Genomic DNA, 15,975 nt, shown 5'->3' with positions numbered 1-15,975 from the left:
GCGCAGGCGCACCGGGTCAGGCGGCGGCGCGCTCGGGCGGCCGCGCACCGGCTCCCTGGCCGTTGAACACGAAGGTGTCCATGGCCAGCACGCCGTACGTCACTTCGTCCGCGACGCGCGCCACGTCGGCGGGTGCAACATCGGCGGGCGCTTGCGCGCTGCCGGCCTCGCGCGGGCCCAGCGCCGCACCCAGCGCCACGTAAAAAGGCAACAGGTGCTCGTCGGTCGGATGCGCGCGGCGCGCGTGCGGCGCCTGGGCGCGGTAGTCGGCGATGCGGCTGGTATCGCCGGTCGCCAGCGCCTCGTCGAGCGCGTCGAGCATCCAGCCGCGGAAGGCATCGACGTACGGCTCGGTCTCACCGCCGTGCTGGGCGCGCCGGCCGCCACCGAACACTTCCTGCAGGTTGTGCGTGAAGCTGCCCGATGCGAGCACCAGTACGCCTTCGGCACGCAGCGGCGCCAGCGCGCGGCCGATCTCGATCTGCACGGCGGGCGCCAGGTACGGATTCAGCGCCAGTTGCACCACCGGGATGTCGGCATCCGGGAAAAAGTGCCGCATCGGCATCCAGGCACCGTGATCCAGCGGGCGCTCTTCGTCAAAGCCGACAAAGCCCGCGCCCGGAATGTGGGCGGCTTCGACCAGCGCCTTGACGCGCGCGGCCAGGTCGGGCGATCCCGGCGCGTCATAGCGCAACGCATAGAGTTCGCGCGGAAAACCGCCGAAATCGTGCCACGCTTCCTGCCGTTCACGTGTGCCGACGGCCAGCGTGCTGTAGATCCAGTGCGCGGATACCACCAGCACCGCGCGCGGCCGTTGCGCGCGCAGACTGGCGCCCAGCGCGTCGAAGATGGCGCCGGTCGGGCCCGGGTCGATCGCCAGCATGGGCGAACCGTGTGAGAGGTAGATCGAGGGAAGCATGGCACTCACCTTCAAAGCATTTCGTGGGTTGAAGGTAGTTTGACAAAGAAGGCACGCCCCTGCGGATCGGATTTGCGGACAGTTCGTGCAAAAAACTTGAAGGGACGGGCGGCGGCCACCGTGGGGTGGCCCACACAGCGCATCGCCCCTGTGCACAGCGGGCCGGGGAAAAGGCATACGATGCCTGTGGGAAGCCTGTTCCGGCTCATCGCGATGTCCGCAACGGGCACCCCGCGCCATCCACAACGCATGCCGCCAGCGAATGCGCGGCGAGATGGAGATCTTCGTGGTTCCGCGCATCCCGCCCCACCACGGGCGGCCAGCACCGATTCCCGCACCCTGGTGGCGACCCGGCGCCTACGCGAGCGCGCCGGCTGTCGCGCTCTGGATCATCGCGCGGATGCCGGCCGCTGCCCTGTACGCCGTCTTCGGCACACCCGGCGCCTCTTACTGGATCAGCCATGCCGGAGATACGGTATTCGTGGCCGGCTGGCTGGCCAGCGCCGCGCTGTTGTGGCTCACGCGCAGGCGCACCGCGCGGCCGCCGCCGGCCGAGCCGGACCCGGCATCCAACCCGCCTCGCCGCCACCACGCGGGATAGTCGCGCTGCGCCCTTGTGAAGACTTGCAACAGGTGATCTGAAAAGATTCGAGCATGCGCCGTTGCCACATACAGCATGCATCATCCCTAGCTAGAATGCTTCACCGGTGCGGCGCGCGCGACATGGCGCCGGCTTGAGAACCCTACCCGGCAACTCGAATGTCCGCATTCCAGCAATTTCGCAGGGCCGCGGCTGCCCTGCCGGCCTGTCTGGCCCTATCGGGTTCGCTCTGGCTGATGCCGGGGCAGGCACGGGCACAGGCGCAGGGTTCGAACGGGTTCCAGGTCATCGGCGCCAATGTGCAGAAGCATGCCAACGGCGTGCTCACGCTGATGTCGTACTCGGTCGTGCCGGACCTGGCATCCAGTTCCCTGTCGATCAACAACGCGGCCACCGACAACCCCGGCGTCTTCATGTGGCAGCTCGGCGGCGGTTTCACCTGGAGCAAGTCGTTCCCGCTCTACCTGGAAGGGGCGATCGCCTACAGCCGCTACGACCCGACCTTCATCGCCACCAGCGGCGCCGAGTCCCGCCCGCTGCCTGTCCGGTGGAACACGTTTTCCGGCACCATCGGCGTCGGCTGGGACTTCCCGCTGACCGAGAACCGGGAACTGGTGTTCCGGCCGATCTTCAACGCCTCGCTGGGCAATGTCTCCAGCGACCTCAGGGTGGGCGAGCTCGTGATCGAGCGGAAAACCGATGCCAGCATCAACTTCCTTGAGCACGGCTCGCTGAACGCCTACGGCCTCGGCGGTTCAGTCATGCTCGACTGGGAGCACTACCGCGAGACCCACGAGATCGACCTGGAACTGCGCTACACCAATATCCACCTGCAGAGCTTCGGCGGTTCGTCCGCGGGGGTCACGGGCACCGCGACCGCACAGACCGCCAACCTCTACGCCCGCTGGCGCGCGCCGACCGGCTGGCACGCGCTGGACCGGCCCGTGCGCTACGTGCTCGAGCTGTCGCATTCGCACTACCTCGGCAGCCAGGCCGGCGTGCTTGGCTTCAATTACCTGACCACGCTCGGCACCGGGCTGGAGCTGGACACCAGCGCCCATGAGGTCTTTGTCACGCGGATCCGGGCGGTGGTGCGGTACGTGTTCGGCAACAACGTCTCGGGGGTCTCGTTCGGGCTCGCGGCAAGCTTCTGACCCATCCTCCCTGACCGCAGCACGATCCGCATGTCCGATTCCGGCCTTCCCCGGATGGCCAGCCCGGTGCATGATCACCGGCGGACGCCGGCACTGCGCAATCGCGCCGCCGGCCACGACGAACCCCGGGCCATGGAAAGGCACGCATGACAAGCAAACAGGAACCCGCCGCGGAACGCGTGCGCTGCGGCTGGTGCGGCACGCTGGAAGACTATTGCCACTACCACGACAACGAATGGGGCTATCCGGTCGACGACGACCGGCGGCTGTTCGAGAAGCTCTGCCTCGAGGGCTTCCAGGCCGGGCTGAGCTGGCTGACCATCCTGCGCAAGCGCGAGGCCTTCCGCAAGGCATTCGCCAATTTCGACATCGAGAAGGTGGCCCGCTTTGGCGAGCGCGACATCGAGCGCCTGCTCGGCGATGCCGGCATCGTGCGCCACCGGGGCAAGATCGAAGCCGCCATCAACAATGCGCAGCGGGCGGCGGAACTGCTGGAAACGGAGTCGTCGCTGGCGGCCTACTTCTGGCGCTACGAGCCCGACCCGGCCAGCCGGCCCAAGGTGCTGACGCCCGAAGTCCTGCGCACCATGGCGACCTCGCCGGAATCGGCGGCACTGTCGAAGGATCTGAAGCGGCGCGGCTGGCGCTTCGTCGGGCCGACCACGATGTACGCGCTGATGCAGGCAATGGGACTCGTCAACGACCACCAGGACGGCTGCTGGGCCCGGGCCGAAGCGCTTCGCGCGCGCAAGGCATTCAAGGTGCCGCGTTAGCGGGCATCCTGGTCAGCAGCCTGCCCGATGCTCAGGGCAGGCAGAACGTCACCGCCGGGACTTCGCCCGCCGACACCTGCGCGGGCAGCGCGTAAACGCTTTCGAGAGTCAGCGGCGTCAGTGCCTGCGCCGGCGGAGAACTGGAGGCGCTGGCGGCCGTGCTCGGTTGCGGCACAGAAGTCCGGCTTCGTGGGAGGGGAGGTGCGCGGCACGTATGGCACGTATACGCCGCGTCGACGGACAAAGCAGTAAACGGATTCGTCGCTGACGGGAATGATCTGACTACTTTCTTTAATACTGTTTACGTATACGTAGATAGTAGTAGTAGGTAAACGTCGCCCCAGCGCGTGGATAACCCCTCTTTTCCCTTTCGGATCAGGAGGTTGCAAGAAAGACAACCGTATGGAGCGGCGGTGGTTGCACCGGGATATCCGGGGCCTCCATATACGTCGGCCAAAACGGCGCGCAATTTGTCCGTATACGGCTCACAGCGCACCCCCAGGCGGGGCACAGCTTTCCCGTCCAGTTATCCCCAGGCCGGGGCGTGGATATCCACAGGGCACTCAGCGGTGGGCTTCGGTCGCGGAGGTGTATACCGGGTCGACATGCGTCATGACGCTGAGCACGCCGTGGCTGGCCATGGTGCGCCGGTGCGCTTCGGCCGCGATCGCGTGGCCTTCGGCAACGGTGAGGTCGGCATCGATTTCCAGATGCACGTCGACGAGCACCTGGTCGCCCATCTTGCGCGTGCGCAGGTCATGTACGCCCTGCACGCCCGGCGTCTCGAGGATGGTCTGCCGGATGGCTTCGACGGTTTCGGCATCGGCGGCGCGGTCCATCAGGTCATTGAGCGCATCCCAGCCGAACTTCGCGCCCATGCGCGCCACCATCAGTCCCACCACGATGGCCGCCACCGGGTCGAGTACGTGGTAGCCGAGCAGGTTGCCGCCAATGCCCAGCGCCACCACCAACGACGACGCGGCATCCGACCGCGCGTGCCAGGCATTGGCCACCAGCATGCCCGAACGCACCCGCTTGGCCACGGCCAGCATGTAGCGGAACAGCAGTTCCTTGGACAGCAGCGCCACCACGGCCACCCATAGGGCGATCGGCTTGACCGCCTGGGAACCCTGCGGATGCTGGATCTTGCCGACCGCCGACCACAGCATGCCGAGCCCGACCGCCAGCAGCAGGCAACCGAGTACCAGAGCGGCGGCGGTTTCGTAGCGTTGGTGACCGTAGTGGTGATCGGAGTCGGGATCCTTGCGGCCGTGGTGTCCGGCCAGCAGGACCACGAAATCCGACACCAGGTCAGACAGTGAGTGCAAGGCATCGGCGAGCAGCGCCTGCGAGCCCGCCCACAGGCCGGCCACGGCCTGGGCCAGGCTCAGCGCGAGATTGACGGCGACACTGACCAGCGTGCTGCGTCGGCCGGCGAGGTAATCGGCGTGCGCGTCCGCTGACTGGCGCACGGAAGGATCCTGAAGGGGCATGATGGCTCAGCGCTCCACCGCGGCGCCCAGGTTGGCACGCACGCGCTGCAGCAGGGTGATCAGTTGCTCTTGCTCCTGCGGCGTGAAGCCGCGCATGGCTTCGCCGGCGATCTCGTCGCCGACGCGCCGCGCCTGGCCCAGGGCCTTGCGGGCCTTGCCGGTCATCTGCACGAGACGTTCGCGGCGGTCGTCCGGGTTGGGCCGGCGCTCGATCCAGCCGCCCTCTTCCATGCGGTCAAGCAGCCGGCCGGCCGAGATGGGCGCCACATCGAGGATCTCGGCCAGGCTGGCCTGGTTGATCTCGCCGTGGTGGGCCAGGTAGACGAGCGCGCGGCACTGCGCGCGCGTGAGGTCCAGCTTGGACTTGGCCAGGTCGTCGAAGCGCTTGCCGCACAGGCGGCCCACGTCGGTTACCAGGAAGCCGAGGCGTTTTTCCGATTCCGATTCCATCGCGCGACTATAGCCCAAGAACCATGACAGTGAACGGGCCGGCACACGGCCCACGAAGGCCCGGCGCATATGGGCCCGGCGCACAGGGCCGGGCCGGTCATATAATAAGCACGCTTATCAATCAAACAGCCCCCCCCACCTCCATGTCCTCCATTGCTCGGCAGGCCGGCGCCGACACGCCACTGAACCGGCCGATGATCACGGTCTCGATCATGCTGGCCACGCTGATCCAGACGCTGGACAGCACCATCGCCAACGTCGCGCTGCCGCATATGCAGGGCACGCTGTCGGCCTCGCAGGACGAGATCACGTGGGTGCTGACCTCGTACATCGTGGCGGCGGCCATCGCCACGCCGCTGACCGGCTGGCTGTCCGACCGCCTCGGGGTGAAAAAGCTGCTGCTGGTCGCCATCGGCGGTTTCACCGTGGCTTCGGCCTTCTGCGGCCTGGCCGAGACGCTGCCGCAGATGGTGGCGGCGCGCCTGCTGCAGGGAGTCTTCGGGGCGTCGCTGGTGCCGCTGTCGCAATCCATCCTGCTCGACATCAACCCACCCGCCCGGCAAGGCCAGGCCATGGCCGTGTGGGGCATGGGCGTGATGGTCGGCCCGATCCTCGGCCCGACGCTGGGCGGCTGGCTGACCGACAGCTACAACTGGCGCTGGGTGTTTTTCATCAACGTACCGATCGGTGCGTTCGCGATGTTCGGGGTCATGTCCTTCCTGCCCGACAGGCCACCGCGCCGCGAGGTCAGGTTCGACGCGTTCGGCTTTGCCACGCTGAGCCTGGCCATCGGCGCACTGCAGGCCATGCTGGACCGCGGCGAGCAGCTCGACTGGTTCAGCTCGCTCGAAATCCGCATCGAGGCCCTGCTCGCGGTAGTCAGCTTCGCCTACTTCATCGTGCACACGGCCACGGCGGGATCGAAATCCTTCTTCCGCTATGAACTACTGAAGGACCGCAACTTTGCCACCGGCACCTGCTTCATCTTCGTGATCGGAGCGGTCATGTATGCGACGCGCGCGCTGCTGCCGCCGATGCTGCAGGGCCTGATGCAGTATCCCGTGGCCACCACCGGCCTCGTCACCGCGCCCAGCGGCGCCGGCACCATGGTGGCGATGCTTCTCGCGGGCCGCCTGCTGCGCCGCATCGACGCACGGCTGCTGCTCCTGTCGGGATTCCTGATTTCCGCGTTCGCGCTGTGGCAGATGATGCACTACACCATCGTCCTGTCGATGTCCGACATCGTCTGGCCCGGCGTGATCCAGGGCTTCGGGCTCGGCCTCGTATTCGTGCCGCTCAGCGCGCTGACGTTCTCCACGCTGCGGCCGGATCTGCGTGCCGATGGCACCGCCACCTACAGTCTGGTGCGAAATATAGGCAGCAGCATCGGCATCTCGGTGATCCAGGCGCTGATGACGCGCAACACGCAAGTCGCGCACGCCGACCTGGCCGCGCATGTCAGCGTCTACAACCCGAACCTGCAGTCGATGGTGGCGAACGGCTCGCGCGCCGACCTGATGGCGCTGAACCACGCCATCAACCAGCAGGCGTCGATGATCGCCTACCTCAACGATTTCAAGGTGATGTTCATCGCCACGCTGCTGGTCGTGCCGCTGATCCTGCTGGTGCGGCCCGCCCGGCAGGCTCCGACCGACATGGCCCATGCCGCAATGGACTGACCACTGCCGGTATGCGCGAGGCCGCACAGGTGTATGGAGACGTAACAGCCCTGGTGATCTTCCTGTGACGTACTACCGTACAAAGCGGGCGCCCCCGACGTCGACGTCCAAGGAGTTCGCATGGCAATCCGCTCGCTTGCTTCGCACAGCACATCCCAATTGCGCCGCCTGATCGGCCAGATGCAGGCGGAAGTCGATGCGCTCGAGCACCTGTCCGCGCCGGACCCGGATACGCAAAGCCGGCTCGGCTATGCCACGGCGCGGCTGCGTGACGGCATCGAGGCCGTGGAAGATGCGCTGCAGTCATTGCGGGCGCTGCAACAGGTACGGCCTTCTGCGATGAAGGCAAAGCGGGGACCGCGGGTGGCGTGACGCCGCATGGGTTCGCCGGGGAAAAAAGACAAACGAAAGAAGAAAAGGGCTCGGAACGAATTCCGAGCCCTTTTTGTATCTGGTGGACCGAAGGAGGATCGAACTCCCGACCTCTGCATTGCGAACGCAGCGCTCTCCCAGCTGAGCTATCGGCCCATCGCGGACGATTGTAGCGTACTTCCGTTTAACGCTTCAATCCGTACCCGCCGGGTGATGATCCCGCGCAACATCACGCCGCCATGCCCGGATTTCGGTCCATGCCGACCACGCGCGGCTGGTTCAGCGGGCGGGCGCTGACTTCCTTGCTGGCGCGCAGCCACTGGGCCATGACATCCCAGATCGGGGCACCGCCCGTCTGGCGCGCTTCTTCGGCCACCGGCGCCCAGCCGGCCACCTTGTAGGTCTTGCCAGCGTCCAATGGCTGGCCGTTCAGGCGCATGTCGCTGATGCGCCTGCCCATGCCCGCGTTCGGGTCGATGGTGTATTGCAGGCCGCCCACGCGCACCATGTCGCCGCCCTGCTGGTAGTACGGGTCCGGATTGAACAGGTTGTCGGCCACATCTTCGAGGATGGTCTTGATGGTCTCGCCGCTCATGTCCGTTACCGTGGTGTACGGGTAGGTGATGGCGGTCTGGTCCATCAGGTGTTCCATGGTGATGGCCTCGCCCGGCAGCAGCGTGGTGCCCCAGCGGAAGCCCGGCGAGAACGCGATCTGCGCGCCCTGCACTTCCATCAGGCCGTCCAGGATGAGCTGGTCGAAGGTGCCGTTGAAATTGCCGCGCCGGTACAGCAGGCCGCGGTTCACCGCCAGCACTTCGCCGAGCTTCTGTTCGTACGGCGCGCGGACCTTCCTGATCAGCGCGTCCATGGCCGGGTCGGCCGGCAGGTAGTTGGCGAACACCGGTAGCAGGCGGTAGCGGAAATCCGTCACCTTGCCGTTCTTCACGTCGAAGTCCAGCACGCCAAGGAACTTGCCGTTGGAGCCCGCGTTGGTGACCAGCGTGGTGCCCCCCGCGTTCTTCACCGGCACAGGCGCCGGCATGCCGTCATGGGTGTGGCCGCCCAGGATCGCGTCGAGCCCGCGCACGCGCGAGGCCAGCTTCAGATCGACGTCCATGCCGTTGTGCGACAGCAGCACCACCACCTGGGCGCCCTTGCTGCGCGCGTCGTCGATAACCTGCTGCAGGTTCTCTTCCTGGATGCCGAAGGTCCAGTCCGGCACGAAGTAGCGCGGGTTGGCGATCGGCGTGTACGGAAAGGCCTGGCCGATGATGGCGACCGCGACGCCGTTGATGTCGCGCATCACGTAGGGGTCGAAGACCGGGTCGCCGAAGTCGTTGGTCTTGATGTTCTGCGCCAGGAACGAGACCTTGTCCTTGAAGTCCTTCTCGACGATCTCCTTGACGCGGTCGGCGCCGAGCGTCATTTCCCAGTGCGGCGTCATGACGTTGACACCGAGCGCCAGCGCCGCGTCGACCATGTCCTGGCCCTTGGTCCACAGCGCGGTGGCGGAGCCCTGCCAGGTGTCGCCGCCATCGAGCAGCAGCGCGCCCGGCCGGCTGGCCTTCATGCGCTTGACCAGCGTGGCCAGGTGGGCAAACCCGCCGACCTTGCCATAGCGCTGCGCGGCCTCGGTGAAGTCCAGGTAGGTGAACGCGTGCGCCTGCGGCGTGCCGGGGCGGATGCCGTAGTGGCGCAGCAGCGCGTCGCCGACAAGGTGGGGCGGCTTGCCCGCATAGCCGCCGATGCCAAGGTTGACGTTGGGTTCGCGGAAGTACACCGGCCGCAGCTGCGCATGGCAATCGGTGAAATGCAGCAGGTGGACATTGCCGAAGCGCGGCAGGTCGTACATGGCCTCAGCGGATTTCGCCGCCTGGGCCGCGCTGGCGGGGAAGCTCATGCCGCCGGCGCCGGCAATGGCCAGCACCTGCAGGAACTCGCGTCGGTTCATGTCGTCGTCTCTTCCTGTGGAATCGGCGTGCCGGTCGGCACCCCTGCAAGGCATGCAGGGGCGTTCCGGCATCGTTTCAAGTTGGCCGTGCGCGGATTGGCGACCGCGCACGGCAAGGCAATGTTCAGGGCCTGGCGTAACGGTCGAGCGCCGCGACCTCGTCCTCGAGCATCTCGCCCACTTCCTTCTGCACCACGCGCCCGCGCGCGTCGATCACATACAGCTCCGGCAGGCCCTTGCGCGGGCTGATGGCGCTGCGCAACGCCGGCGAGTCCATGGTGACCGGGAAGGTGTAGCCGCGCTTGCGCAGGTACTCGGCCGCCGCGCGCGGGTCCTTGTCGATGCTGATGGTCAGCACCTGCAGCGGCGTGCCGCGCGTGCGCTCGTAGAGCTTCTGCAGGCGCGGGTTCTGCATGGCGCAGAACGGGCACCAGGAGGCCCACACCTCCACGATCAGCGGCTTGCCGGCCAGCGCTGCCGCGCTGACAGTGCGGCCATCGAGCGTCTGCATATCGGGCAACCGCACGGTGTCGCCGACCTCCAGCGCGCCGGCGCTGCCGGCTCCGGCCATCAGGCCGAAGGCCAGCAGCCACGCGATGACGCCGGTGAAAGTGGCGCGGGCGCGCAGCATGCCCGTGCCCTTACTGGTTGACCGGCGAGGCCGGGTCCAGCAGCAGCGCCATCACGTCGCGGATCTGCGTTTCGGTCAGGATGCCCTTGTGGCCGAAGCGCGGCATGTTGGAGCAGGCCGCATAGGCGCTGGAGTCCCAGATCTTGCCCCAGGTGTACTTGACCACGTCTTCGGAATTGCCGCGCAGCTTGCCGTACTGGTACAGCGACGGGCCGATATTGCCGAACGAGATCTCCGCCTTGGTCATCTGGTGGCACGCGTAGCAGTTGCCGCCGTTGGTGCCGCCGACCTGGTCCGAGAACTGCATGCCGCGGCCGTTCTGCGCGACCTTCTCGCCTTCCTTCCAGTCGCCGAGCCACTTGCCGTCGCCGGGATACTTGACCTGCTTCAGTTCCGCGGCTTCGATCTTCTTTGCCGTGGCCGCCGGCACCTTGGAGCGGTCCGGGTACTGGCTGCAGGCCTGCTGCATGGCGTCCTGGTTGAGCACGCCTTCGACGGTGGCCGGCCCCTTCGAGGAGAACGAGCCTTCGATCAGGTGCTTCATGTCGGCGGCGCTGACGGCGCTTGCCTTGGCTTTCGCCGCCGGCTTGGCCTTGGCGCTGTCCTGCGCGATGGCGCCGGTGCTGGCGGCCAGCGCCAGCGCGGCGGCCGCCCACACGCCGTATTGCTTGGTGAATGCTTGCATGTCTGTCTCCCGGGCTCGTCAGCGCTTCATGGCAGGGCCATCGTAGGTGCCGCCGTTGGCGTTCCTGGCCAGGAACATGGTGAGGGCGGTGATCACGTCCGAACCGTAGGCCGGCTCGGGAAAGCGCTGCTGGCGCAGGCAGTCATACAGGCGGTGCTGCATGGTGCGTACCTCGCCCTGCGAGACACGGTACGCGGGCCACGTCGTGTAGGCCGCCTGCGCGCCCTTCTCGGTCAGCAGGTTGGGCAGGTCCTGCAGGCGGATGCGCTGGCCGTCCACCGCGTGGCAGGTGGCGCAGGCAAAATCATAGGCGCCGCCGCGGTAGAAGAACATCTTCTGGCCGAGCGCGTAGGTGCGCTGCTCTTCCGGGTGGCCGAGCTGGACGTTCATCTTCACGCCGCGCGATTCGGCGGTCAGGTACGAGGCCAGGCGCTCGATGTCCGACGGCTTGCCCGACGACGAGAACGGGTTGGCCATCGCCTCTTCCCTGGTCAGGCCCTGCAGTGTCACGCGGCAATAAGCCAGGCGCTGCTCCAGGTCCATCACCTTGCCGGTGTCCTTGAAGTAGCGCGGCAGTTCCGCGTAGGCGCCCTTGGTCACGCCCGGGCCCTTGCCCAGGTCGCATTGTTCGAGCGAGACGTTCTTCGGGCCGGCTGGCTTTTTCCACAGCTCTTCGCCGGCGGCTTCCCACAGCTCGGCGGGATTGCCTTCGGCCAGCATCTGGCGGTACTTGGCGATTTCGTCGGCGGTGCTGCCCTGCGCGTGCACGGCGGCCGCCAGGGTCAGCGCGGTGGCGCCGGCCGCGGCCAGCGCGGCGCCCGTGGCCAGGCGTCGGATCTTGGTCATTGGGGGGCTTCTCCTCCCGGCCGCTCGCGCGCCGGTCATTCTTCTGTCGCCGGGCCTTCCGGAGCCCGGGCCGTCCTCAAGGCTTGATGTAGGCGTAGCCTTCGTCAAACTGCAGGCGGGCGATCTCCACCACGCCGGCCGGTACGATCTTCGATTCCATCAGCAGGCTCGATTCGGAAATCTTGCGTGCCGTCAACGTATTGCGGCAGACGCGGAACTCCACGCCGGCCGAAGCCAGCGCGCCCACCGGGCCGTCAAACGTGTTGCCGCGCGCGTCCTTGGCGCCTTCCAGCAGGAAATCCACACCGTAGCCGAACGCGACCACGACCAGCTTCGTGCCCGGGGCGCCGTTCAGGTGGTTGCGCAGGTTGCCCATCGCGCGCACCGCCTGGTCGATGCCTTCCGATAGCTGGTACACCACCTTGACGCGCCCGCCCTTGCCTGCCGACGCCGCCGGCGCTGCCTGCGCCGCCGCCTTTGCCGCCAGTCCGATGGCGGCCAGTGCCGCCGATGCCCGAATGAATGCTCGCCGCATGATTGTTCCCGAGGTCAGTTTCCGACCAGAACCATAGCAGACGACAGCCGCGCGCGCCGGGCTGGTATCAGGCGTATCAGGCGATCGTCGCTTCGTCGGTGCGCTTGTCGCCGCGGTTGTCGATCCAGGTCACGGCGACCTTGTCGCCCTTGGCGCCGCCCTTGAACTTGAAGTTCAGGAACGGGTCCTTGGATACCGCCGGGCCGAACTGGGCGCGGAACACTTCCTTGCCCTTGCACTGGGCGCTTACGGTCTGGATATGCCACGCCGGAACAGTCTTGCCGGCGCTGTCCTTGCGCTGGCCGGTTTCCATGTCGTGCTTCATCAGAATCTTGACGTCTACCACGCCGCCGTTCTCGGTGGCGCGTACGCGCATCGGGTCTGCCATTGCTCTCTCCTGTTGCAGATGATCGTGGTGTGGCGGGGCGCGGGGCTCAGCCGCCGCAGCCGCCCAAGGTGACCTTGATTTCCTTGGATGCCACGTACCACTTGCCGCCGGCCTTGACCGCGGCATGCACCACGGAGGTCTGGCCCATCTTCACGCGCGTGGAGACGAACGGTTCGGTGCCCGCCGGGATCACGAAATCCGCGGCCAGCGTGTTCGGGTTCTTTTCGACCAGGATGGCGATCTGCTCGGTATCCGGGATCGTGCTGGTCACGGCCACCGGCACCACGGCGCCGTTCTCGGCGATGTCCGGGGCGTTGAAGGTGATGGCGGTGCTCTTTTCGGTGCCGCTGCCACCCAGGGCCTTGATGACCTCGGCCACGCTCTTGCCGTCAAAAGCGGTCTTGTTCCACTCGGCTGCCTGCGCTTCGGTGATCAGGCCCGTTGCGGCCATCAGCGACAGGACAGCGGTGACCCGCAGTACTTCTCGTCGTTTTGAATTCATTGTGGTCAGCTCTCCAGCTACTCCGTTCCCACTCGTGGTTGACCGCTTGGGGCGGTGCTTCCTGCATGCGGCCGGTGCTTGGCCGGCCGCTGTGCTCTGTGTCCAGGCCCGCGCGGCGGATGCCGGCCGGCCTGTTGCATCGGTGCGTTGGCCCTTGCGGGCCGTGCTTACTTGGCCGGCGCGCCAGCCAGGACCCACTCCACCACGGTCTTCGCGTCAGCGTCGCTCAGACCGGTGTTGGCCGGCATCGGCACCGGACCCCACACGCCCGAACCACCGGCCTTGACCTTCTTGGTCAGGGTCGCAAGGGCGTTCTTGTCGCCCTTGTACTTGGCGGCCACGTCCTTGTAGGCGGGGCCGACCAGCTTCTTGTCGACCTGGTGGCAACCCATGCAGGCGTTCTTGTTGGCGATCTCCTGTGCCTTGGCGGCATCGACCGCGTGGGCCGATGCGGCGGCGCCCAGCATCAGCGCTGCGATGACAAACTGCTTCATTATTAAGCTCCAAGCTCTGTAAAGCCGTGGGGACGGCAAAGGCAACGCCACAACCGGACTGCGCTGCGGCGCGACACACTCTGGCCGCCGCCTGGGGGCACTCCAGCGGCCAGCCCGCTATTTTGCCTCAAGAATCCACCCCACCATGGCACGGATGTCCGAATCGGGGATCTGTGGCTGCGGCGGCATCGGCACGCTGCCCCAGGCGCCCTGTCCGCCCATCTTGACCTTACGCTCCAGCGCGGCGTGGGCGTCACCCTGCCCGCGATATTTGCCGGCGATCTCCGAAAATGACGGCCCCACCACTTTGCGGTCAAGCGCATGGCACGCCATGCACTGGTACTGGCCGGTCAGCCTGGCGCCGGGCGCCACGGTCGCCACCGGCGCCGCGGCGACCGATACGGCTTGTGCGGAAGCCAGCGCCGCCACGCCGCGCGTCGGCCCGAAAGCGCGCTGCTGCTGCGACAGGTCGCCGTGCGAATCGCGCGCGTATGCCGGCATGGCCGAGACCACCTTCACGTTTGCTTCGCAGTCCTTCATGCAAGCCGTGTTGTGCGTATCCGGATGGCCGCGGCCCGGCCACATGCCGTGGTCCGTGGTCATGCCGTTGCGGTTCGGCATCTTGCGCTGCACTTCGGCGATATTGGCGTCCGACAGTGTGAAGTCGGCCGGTACGATCTCGCCCAGGTTCAGCAGGTACGCCGTGACGGCATAGACATCGTCGGCACTCAGGCTCCTCGGCGCATTCCACGGCATGGCGCGGTGGATGTAGTCCCACAGCGTGCTGACCGTGCTTACCTTCATCAGCGTGGTGCGGTACGGCTGGTTGCCGGTCATCGCGGCGACGCGGCCGCGGCGGATATCGTCGGCCGTGGTGCCGCCCACGATGGGCGCGAAGACTTCGTTCGATTCGCCGAAGTCGCCGTGGCACGACGCGCACTTGCCGTCCCAGACCTTCTGCCCCTGCGCCACCGTGCCGCTACCCTTGGGCAGACCCTGAAAATCCGGGCGCACGTCGATATCCCAGGCCGCGACTTCGGCCGCGGTCGCGGTGCGGCCCAGCGCCGCGCGCGCCGCGGCAGTGTCTGCCGTGCCGGCCCAGGCCGCCGGGGCCACGCAGCCGGCCACCAGCGCCAGCGTGCGCGCCGTGTCAGCCCACGTGGACATTGGACACCTCCCCGCTCTGGGCCACCTGCCAGCTCTGGATGGCATTGTTGTGATAGATCGAGCGGGTGCCGCGCACCGCGCGCAACTGCGCCATCTTCGGCTGCACGTAGCCGGTTTCGTCGATCGCGCGGCTTTGCAGGATGGCCGGCCCGCCGTCCCAGTTCCAGTCCAGGTTGAAGCGCGTCAGGCACTTGGACAGCACCGGCGTTTCCAGCCGTGCCGTGCGCCAGTTGCGCCCGCCGTCGGTCGAGACATCCACTCGGCGCACGCGTCCGCGTCCGGACCACGCCAGCCCGCTGATGTTGTAGAAGCCCTTGCCGACCATCTGCTGGCCGCCCGACGGCGAGGTGATGACGGACTTGCATTCCTGGATCGATGAGTACTGGCGCAGCTTGCCGTCCGGCATCATGTCCACGTAGTGGATGGTCTCGTCCTTGGCGTTCCAGGGCTGGTCACCCAGTTCCAGCCGGCGCAGCCACTTGACCCACGACACACCCTGCACCCCCGGCACCACCAGCCGCAGCGGGTAGCCGTTCTCGGGGCGCAGCATCTCGCCGTTCATGCCCCAGGCGACGATGATCTCGTCGGCCAGCTCCATCGGGATGGTGCGCGTCATGCCGGAGCCGTCGCCACCTTCGGCCAGCAGGTATTTGCCGCGGCGCAGGTCCGCGCCGGCGTCGTCCAGCAGCACCTTGAGCGGCACGCCGGTGAATTCGCAGCACGACAGCATGCCGTGGGTGTACTGCACCGTCGGCACCGCCACGTTGCCCCATTCCATGCCGGTATTGGCGCCGCATTCGATGAAATGCATGCGCGACACCGACGGCAGGCGCATCAGGTCATCCATCGTATAGACGCGCGGCGCCTTGACCAGCCCATTGATCATCAGGCGGTGGCGGCCGGGGTCGATGTCCTGCCAGCCCTGGTGGTGCCGCTCGAAATGCAGGCCGCTGGGCGTGATGATGCCGAACAGCCCCTGCAGCGGCGCGAACGCGACCGAAGCCGCCGCTACCCGAGTCAGGCCGGGCGACTCGCGCCGCACCAGGTTTTTCTCATGGACCGAAGGCTGTCCGTACGGCCGCGCCGCCACCGGCTGGCCCAGGGATGTGGCCCATGGCTGCGGTTCCAGGATGGCGGGATCGCCATCTGCGGCCAGGGCGCGCCGGCCCGGCCCGGCTGCGGCAATCCCGGCGGCCGCGCCAAGGAAGCTCTTGCGCAGGAAGTCGCGGCGCGGACTGTCCAGGCCGTGCCGGGCGATGTCCTGCTGCAGCGTGGTGCTGACGAAGTGCTCGGGCGCGGACACGATGCGCCCGCGCGGATTCCGTTCCTGCAATG

General features: G+C 67.1%; 19 protein-coding genes and 1 tRNA gene. 5 read left to right on the top strand and 15 right to left on the bottom strand.

From position 1 onward, the window contains the following. Window positions 1–16: 16 nt before the first annotated feature. Window positions 17–919 carry a DODA-type extradiol aromatic ring-opening family dioxygenase gene (locus KHO22_RS05970; protein WP_211946179.1) on the bottom strand — a complete coding sequence of 301 codons (903 nt, stop codon included), beginning with the start codon at window positions 917–919 and terminating at the stop codon, window positions 17–19. Between the two features lie 274 nt (window positions 920–1,193). Here KHO22_RS05970 and KHO22_RS05965 point away from each other — a divergent pair, with 274 nt between their 5' ends. From KHO22_RS05965 to KHO22_RS05955, 3 genes are all read left to right on the top strand, one after another. Further along, on the top strand, window positions 1,194–1,520 hold the full coding sequence (locus tag KHO22_RS05965; protein WP_211946178.1) for a hypothetical protein: 327 nt from the start codon (window positions 1,194–1,196) through the stop codon (window positions 1,518–1,520). A 236-nt stretch (window positions 1,521–1,756) separates the two neighbouring features. Then, window positions 1,757–2,674, top strand: a complete 918-nt coding sequence (locus tag KHO22_RS05960; protein ID WP_211946238.1) for a hypothetical protein — start codon at window positions 1,757–1,759, stop codon at window positions 2,672–2,674. Between the two features lie 146 nt (window positions 2,675–2,820). After that, a complete protein-coding gene (locus KHO22_RS05955; RefSeq protein ID WP_211946177.1) occupies window positions 2,821–3,447 on the top strand; it encodes a DNA-3-methyladenine glycosylase I in 627 nt (208 codons plus the stop codon). Window positions 3,448–3,478: 31 nt separating this feature from the next. Here the strand turns inward: KHO22_RS05955 and KHO22_RS05950 are convergent, their stop codons facing one another. The 3 genes from KHO22_RS05950 to KHO22_RS05940 all read right to left on the bottom strand — a co-directional run bounded on the left by KHO22_RS05950 (window position 3,479) and on the right by KHO22_RS05940 (window position 5,390). Beyond that, entirely contained in the window at window positions 3,479–3,622 is a 144-nt protein-coding gene (locus KHO22_RS05950) for a hypothetical protein (protein WP_211946176.1), read from the bottom strand. A gap of 388 nt (window positions 3,623–4,010) precedes the next feature. Continuing rightward, on the bottom strand, window positions 4,011–4,940 hold the full coding sequence (locus KHO22_RS05945; RefSeq protein WP_211946175.1) for a cation diffusion facilitator family transporter: 930 nt from the start codon (window positions 4,938–4,940) through the stop codon (window positions 4,011–4,013). Window positions 4,941–4,946: 6 nt separating this feature from the next. Beyond that, complete coding sequence (locus KHO22_RS05940) at window positions 4,947–5,390, bottom strand: MarR family winged helix-turn-helix transcriptional regulator (RefSeq protein WP_211946174.1); 444 nt, start codon at window positions 5,388–5,390, stop codon at window positions 4,947–4,949. 143 nt (window positions 5,391–5,533) lie between these two features. Between KHO22_RS05940 and KHO22_RS05935 the strand changes: the two genes are divergently transcribed. Both KHO22_RS05935 and KHO22_RS05930 read left to right on the top strand, forming a co-directional pair. Further along, entirely contained in the window at window positions 5,534–7,069 is a 1,536-nt protein-coding gene (locus KHO22_RS05935) for a DHA2 family efflux MFS transporter permease subunit (protein WP_211946173.1), read from the top strand. Between the two features lie 120 nt (window positions 7,070–7,189). Continuing rightward, entirely contained in the window at window positions 7,190–7,441 is a 252-nt protein-coding gene (locus KHO22_RS05930; RefSeq protein WP_211946172.1) for a hypothetical protein, read from the top strand. Between the two features lie 80 nt (window positions 7,442–7,521). On the opposite strand, the gene KHO22_RS05925 is transcribed toward KHO22_RS05930, so the two are convergent. The 11 genes from KHO22_RS05925 to soxC all read right to left on the bottom strand — a co-directional run bounded on the left by KHO22_RS05925 (window position 7,522) and on the right by soxC (window position 15,973). Then, window positions 7,522–7,597: transfer RNA gene (locus KHO22_RS05925), tRNA-Ala, on the bottom strand. A gap of 73 nt (window positions 7,598–7,670) precedes the next feature. Then, a complete protein-coding gene (gene soxB, locus KHO22_RS05920) occupies window positions 7,671–9,392 on the bottom strand; it encodes a thiosulfohydrolase SoxB (protein WP_211946171.1) in 1,722 nt (573 codons plus the stop codon). A 124-nt stretch (window positions 9,393–9,516) separates the two neighbouring features. Further along, window positions 9,517–10,023, bottom strand: a complete 507-nt coding sequence (locus KHO22_RS05915) for a TlpA family protein disulfide reductase (protein ID WP_211946170.1) — start codon at window positions 10,021–10,023, stop codon at window positions 9,517–9,519. 10 nt (window positions 10,024–10,033) lie between these two features. Then, on the bottom strand, window positions 10,034–10,708 hold the full coding sequence (gene soxX, locus KHO22_RS05910; RefSeq protein WP_211946169.1) for a sulfur oxidation c-type cytochrome SoxX: 675 nt from the start codon (window positions 10,706–10,708) through the stop codon (window positions 10,034–10,036). Window positions 10,709–10,726: 18 nt separating this feature from the next. Then, entirely contained in the window at window positions 10,727–11,554 is an 828-nt protein-coding gene (gene soxA, locus KHO22_RS05905; RefSeq protein WP_211946168.1) for a sulfur oxidation c-type cytochrome SoxA, read from the bottom strand. A gap of 76 nt (window positions 11,555–11,630) precedes the next feature. Then, window positions 11,631–12,089, bottom strand: a complete 459-nt coding sequence (locus KHO22_RS05900) for a DsrE family protein (RefSeq protein ID WP_211946167.1) — start codon at window positions 12,087–12,089, stop codon at window positions 11,631–11,633. A 76-nt stretch (window positions 12,090–12,165) separates the two neighbouring features. Further along, window positions 12,166–12,477 carry a thiosulfate oxidation carrier complex protein SoxZ gene (gene soxZ, locus KHO22_RS05895; RefSeq protein ID WP_211946166.1) on the bottom strand — a complete coding sequence of 104 codons (312 nt, stop codon included), beginning with the start codon at window positions 12,475–12,477 and terminating at the stop codon, window positions 12,166–12,168. 46 nt (window positions 12,478–12,523) lie between these two features. Beyond that, on the bottom strand, window positions 12,524–12,979 hold the full coding sequence (soxY, locus tag KHO22_RS05890) for a thiosulfate oxidation carrier protein SoxY (RefSeq protein WP_211946165.1): 456 nt from the start codon (window positions 12,977–12,979) through the stop codon (window positions 12,524–12,526). A gap of 167 nt (window positions 12,980–13,146) precedes the next feature. Continuing rightward, window positions 13,147–13,473, bottom strand: a complete 327-nt coding sequence (locus KHO22_RS05885) for a c-type cytochrome (RefSeq protein ID WP_211946164.1) — start codon at window positions 13,471–13,473, stop codon at window positions 13,147–13,149. Between the two features lie 117 nt (window positions 13,474–13,590). Next, on the bottom strand, window positions 13,591–14,640 hold the full coding sequence (locus KHO22_RS05880; protein WP_211946163.1) for a c-type cytochrome: 1,050 nt from the start codon (window positions 14,638–14,640) through the stop codon (window positions 13,591–13,593). Continuing rightward, entirely contained in the window at window positions 14,624–15,973 is a 1,350-nt protein-coding gene (gene soxC / locus KHO22_RS05875) for a sulfite dehydrogenase (protein WP_211946237.1), read from the bottom strand. Before soxC ends, KHO22_RS05880 begins: the two co-directional genes overlap by 17 nt. Window positions 15,974–15,975: the final 2 nt, after the last annotated feature.

It is taken from the genome of Cupriavidus yeoncheonensis (assembly GCF_905397275.1).
Taxonomy (GTDB): domain Bacteria; phylum Pseudomonadota; class Gammaproteobacteria; order Burkholderiales; family Burkholderiaceae; genus Cupriavidus; species Cupriavidus yeoncheonensis.
The sequence above is the reverse complement of the archived record's forward strand: the minus strand, read 5'-3'. Positions and strand labels throughout refer to the sequence as shown.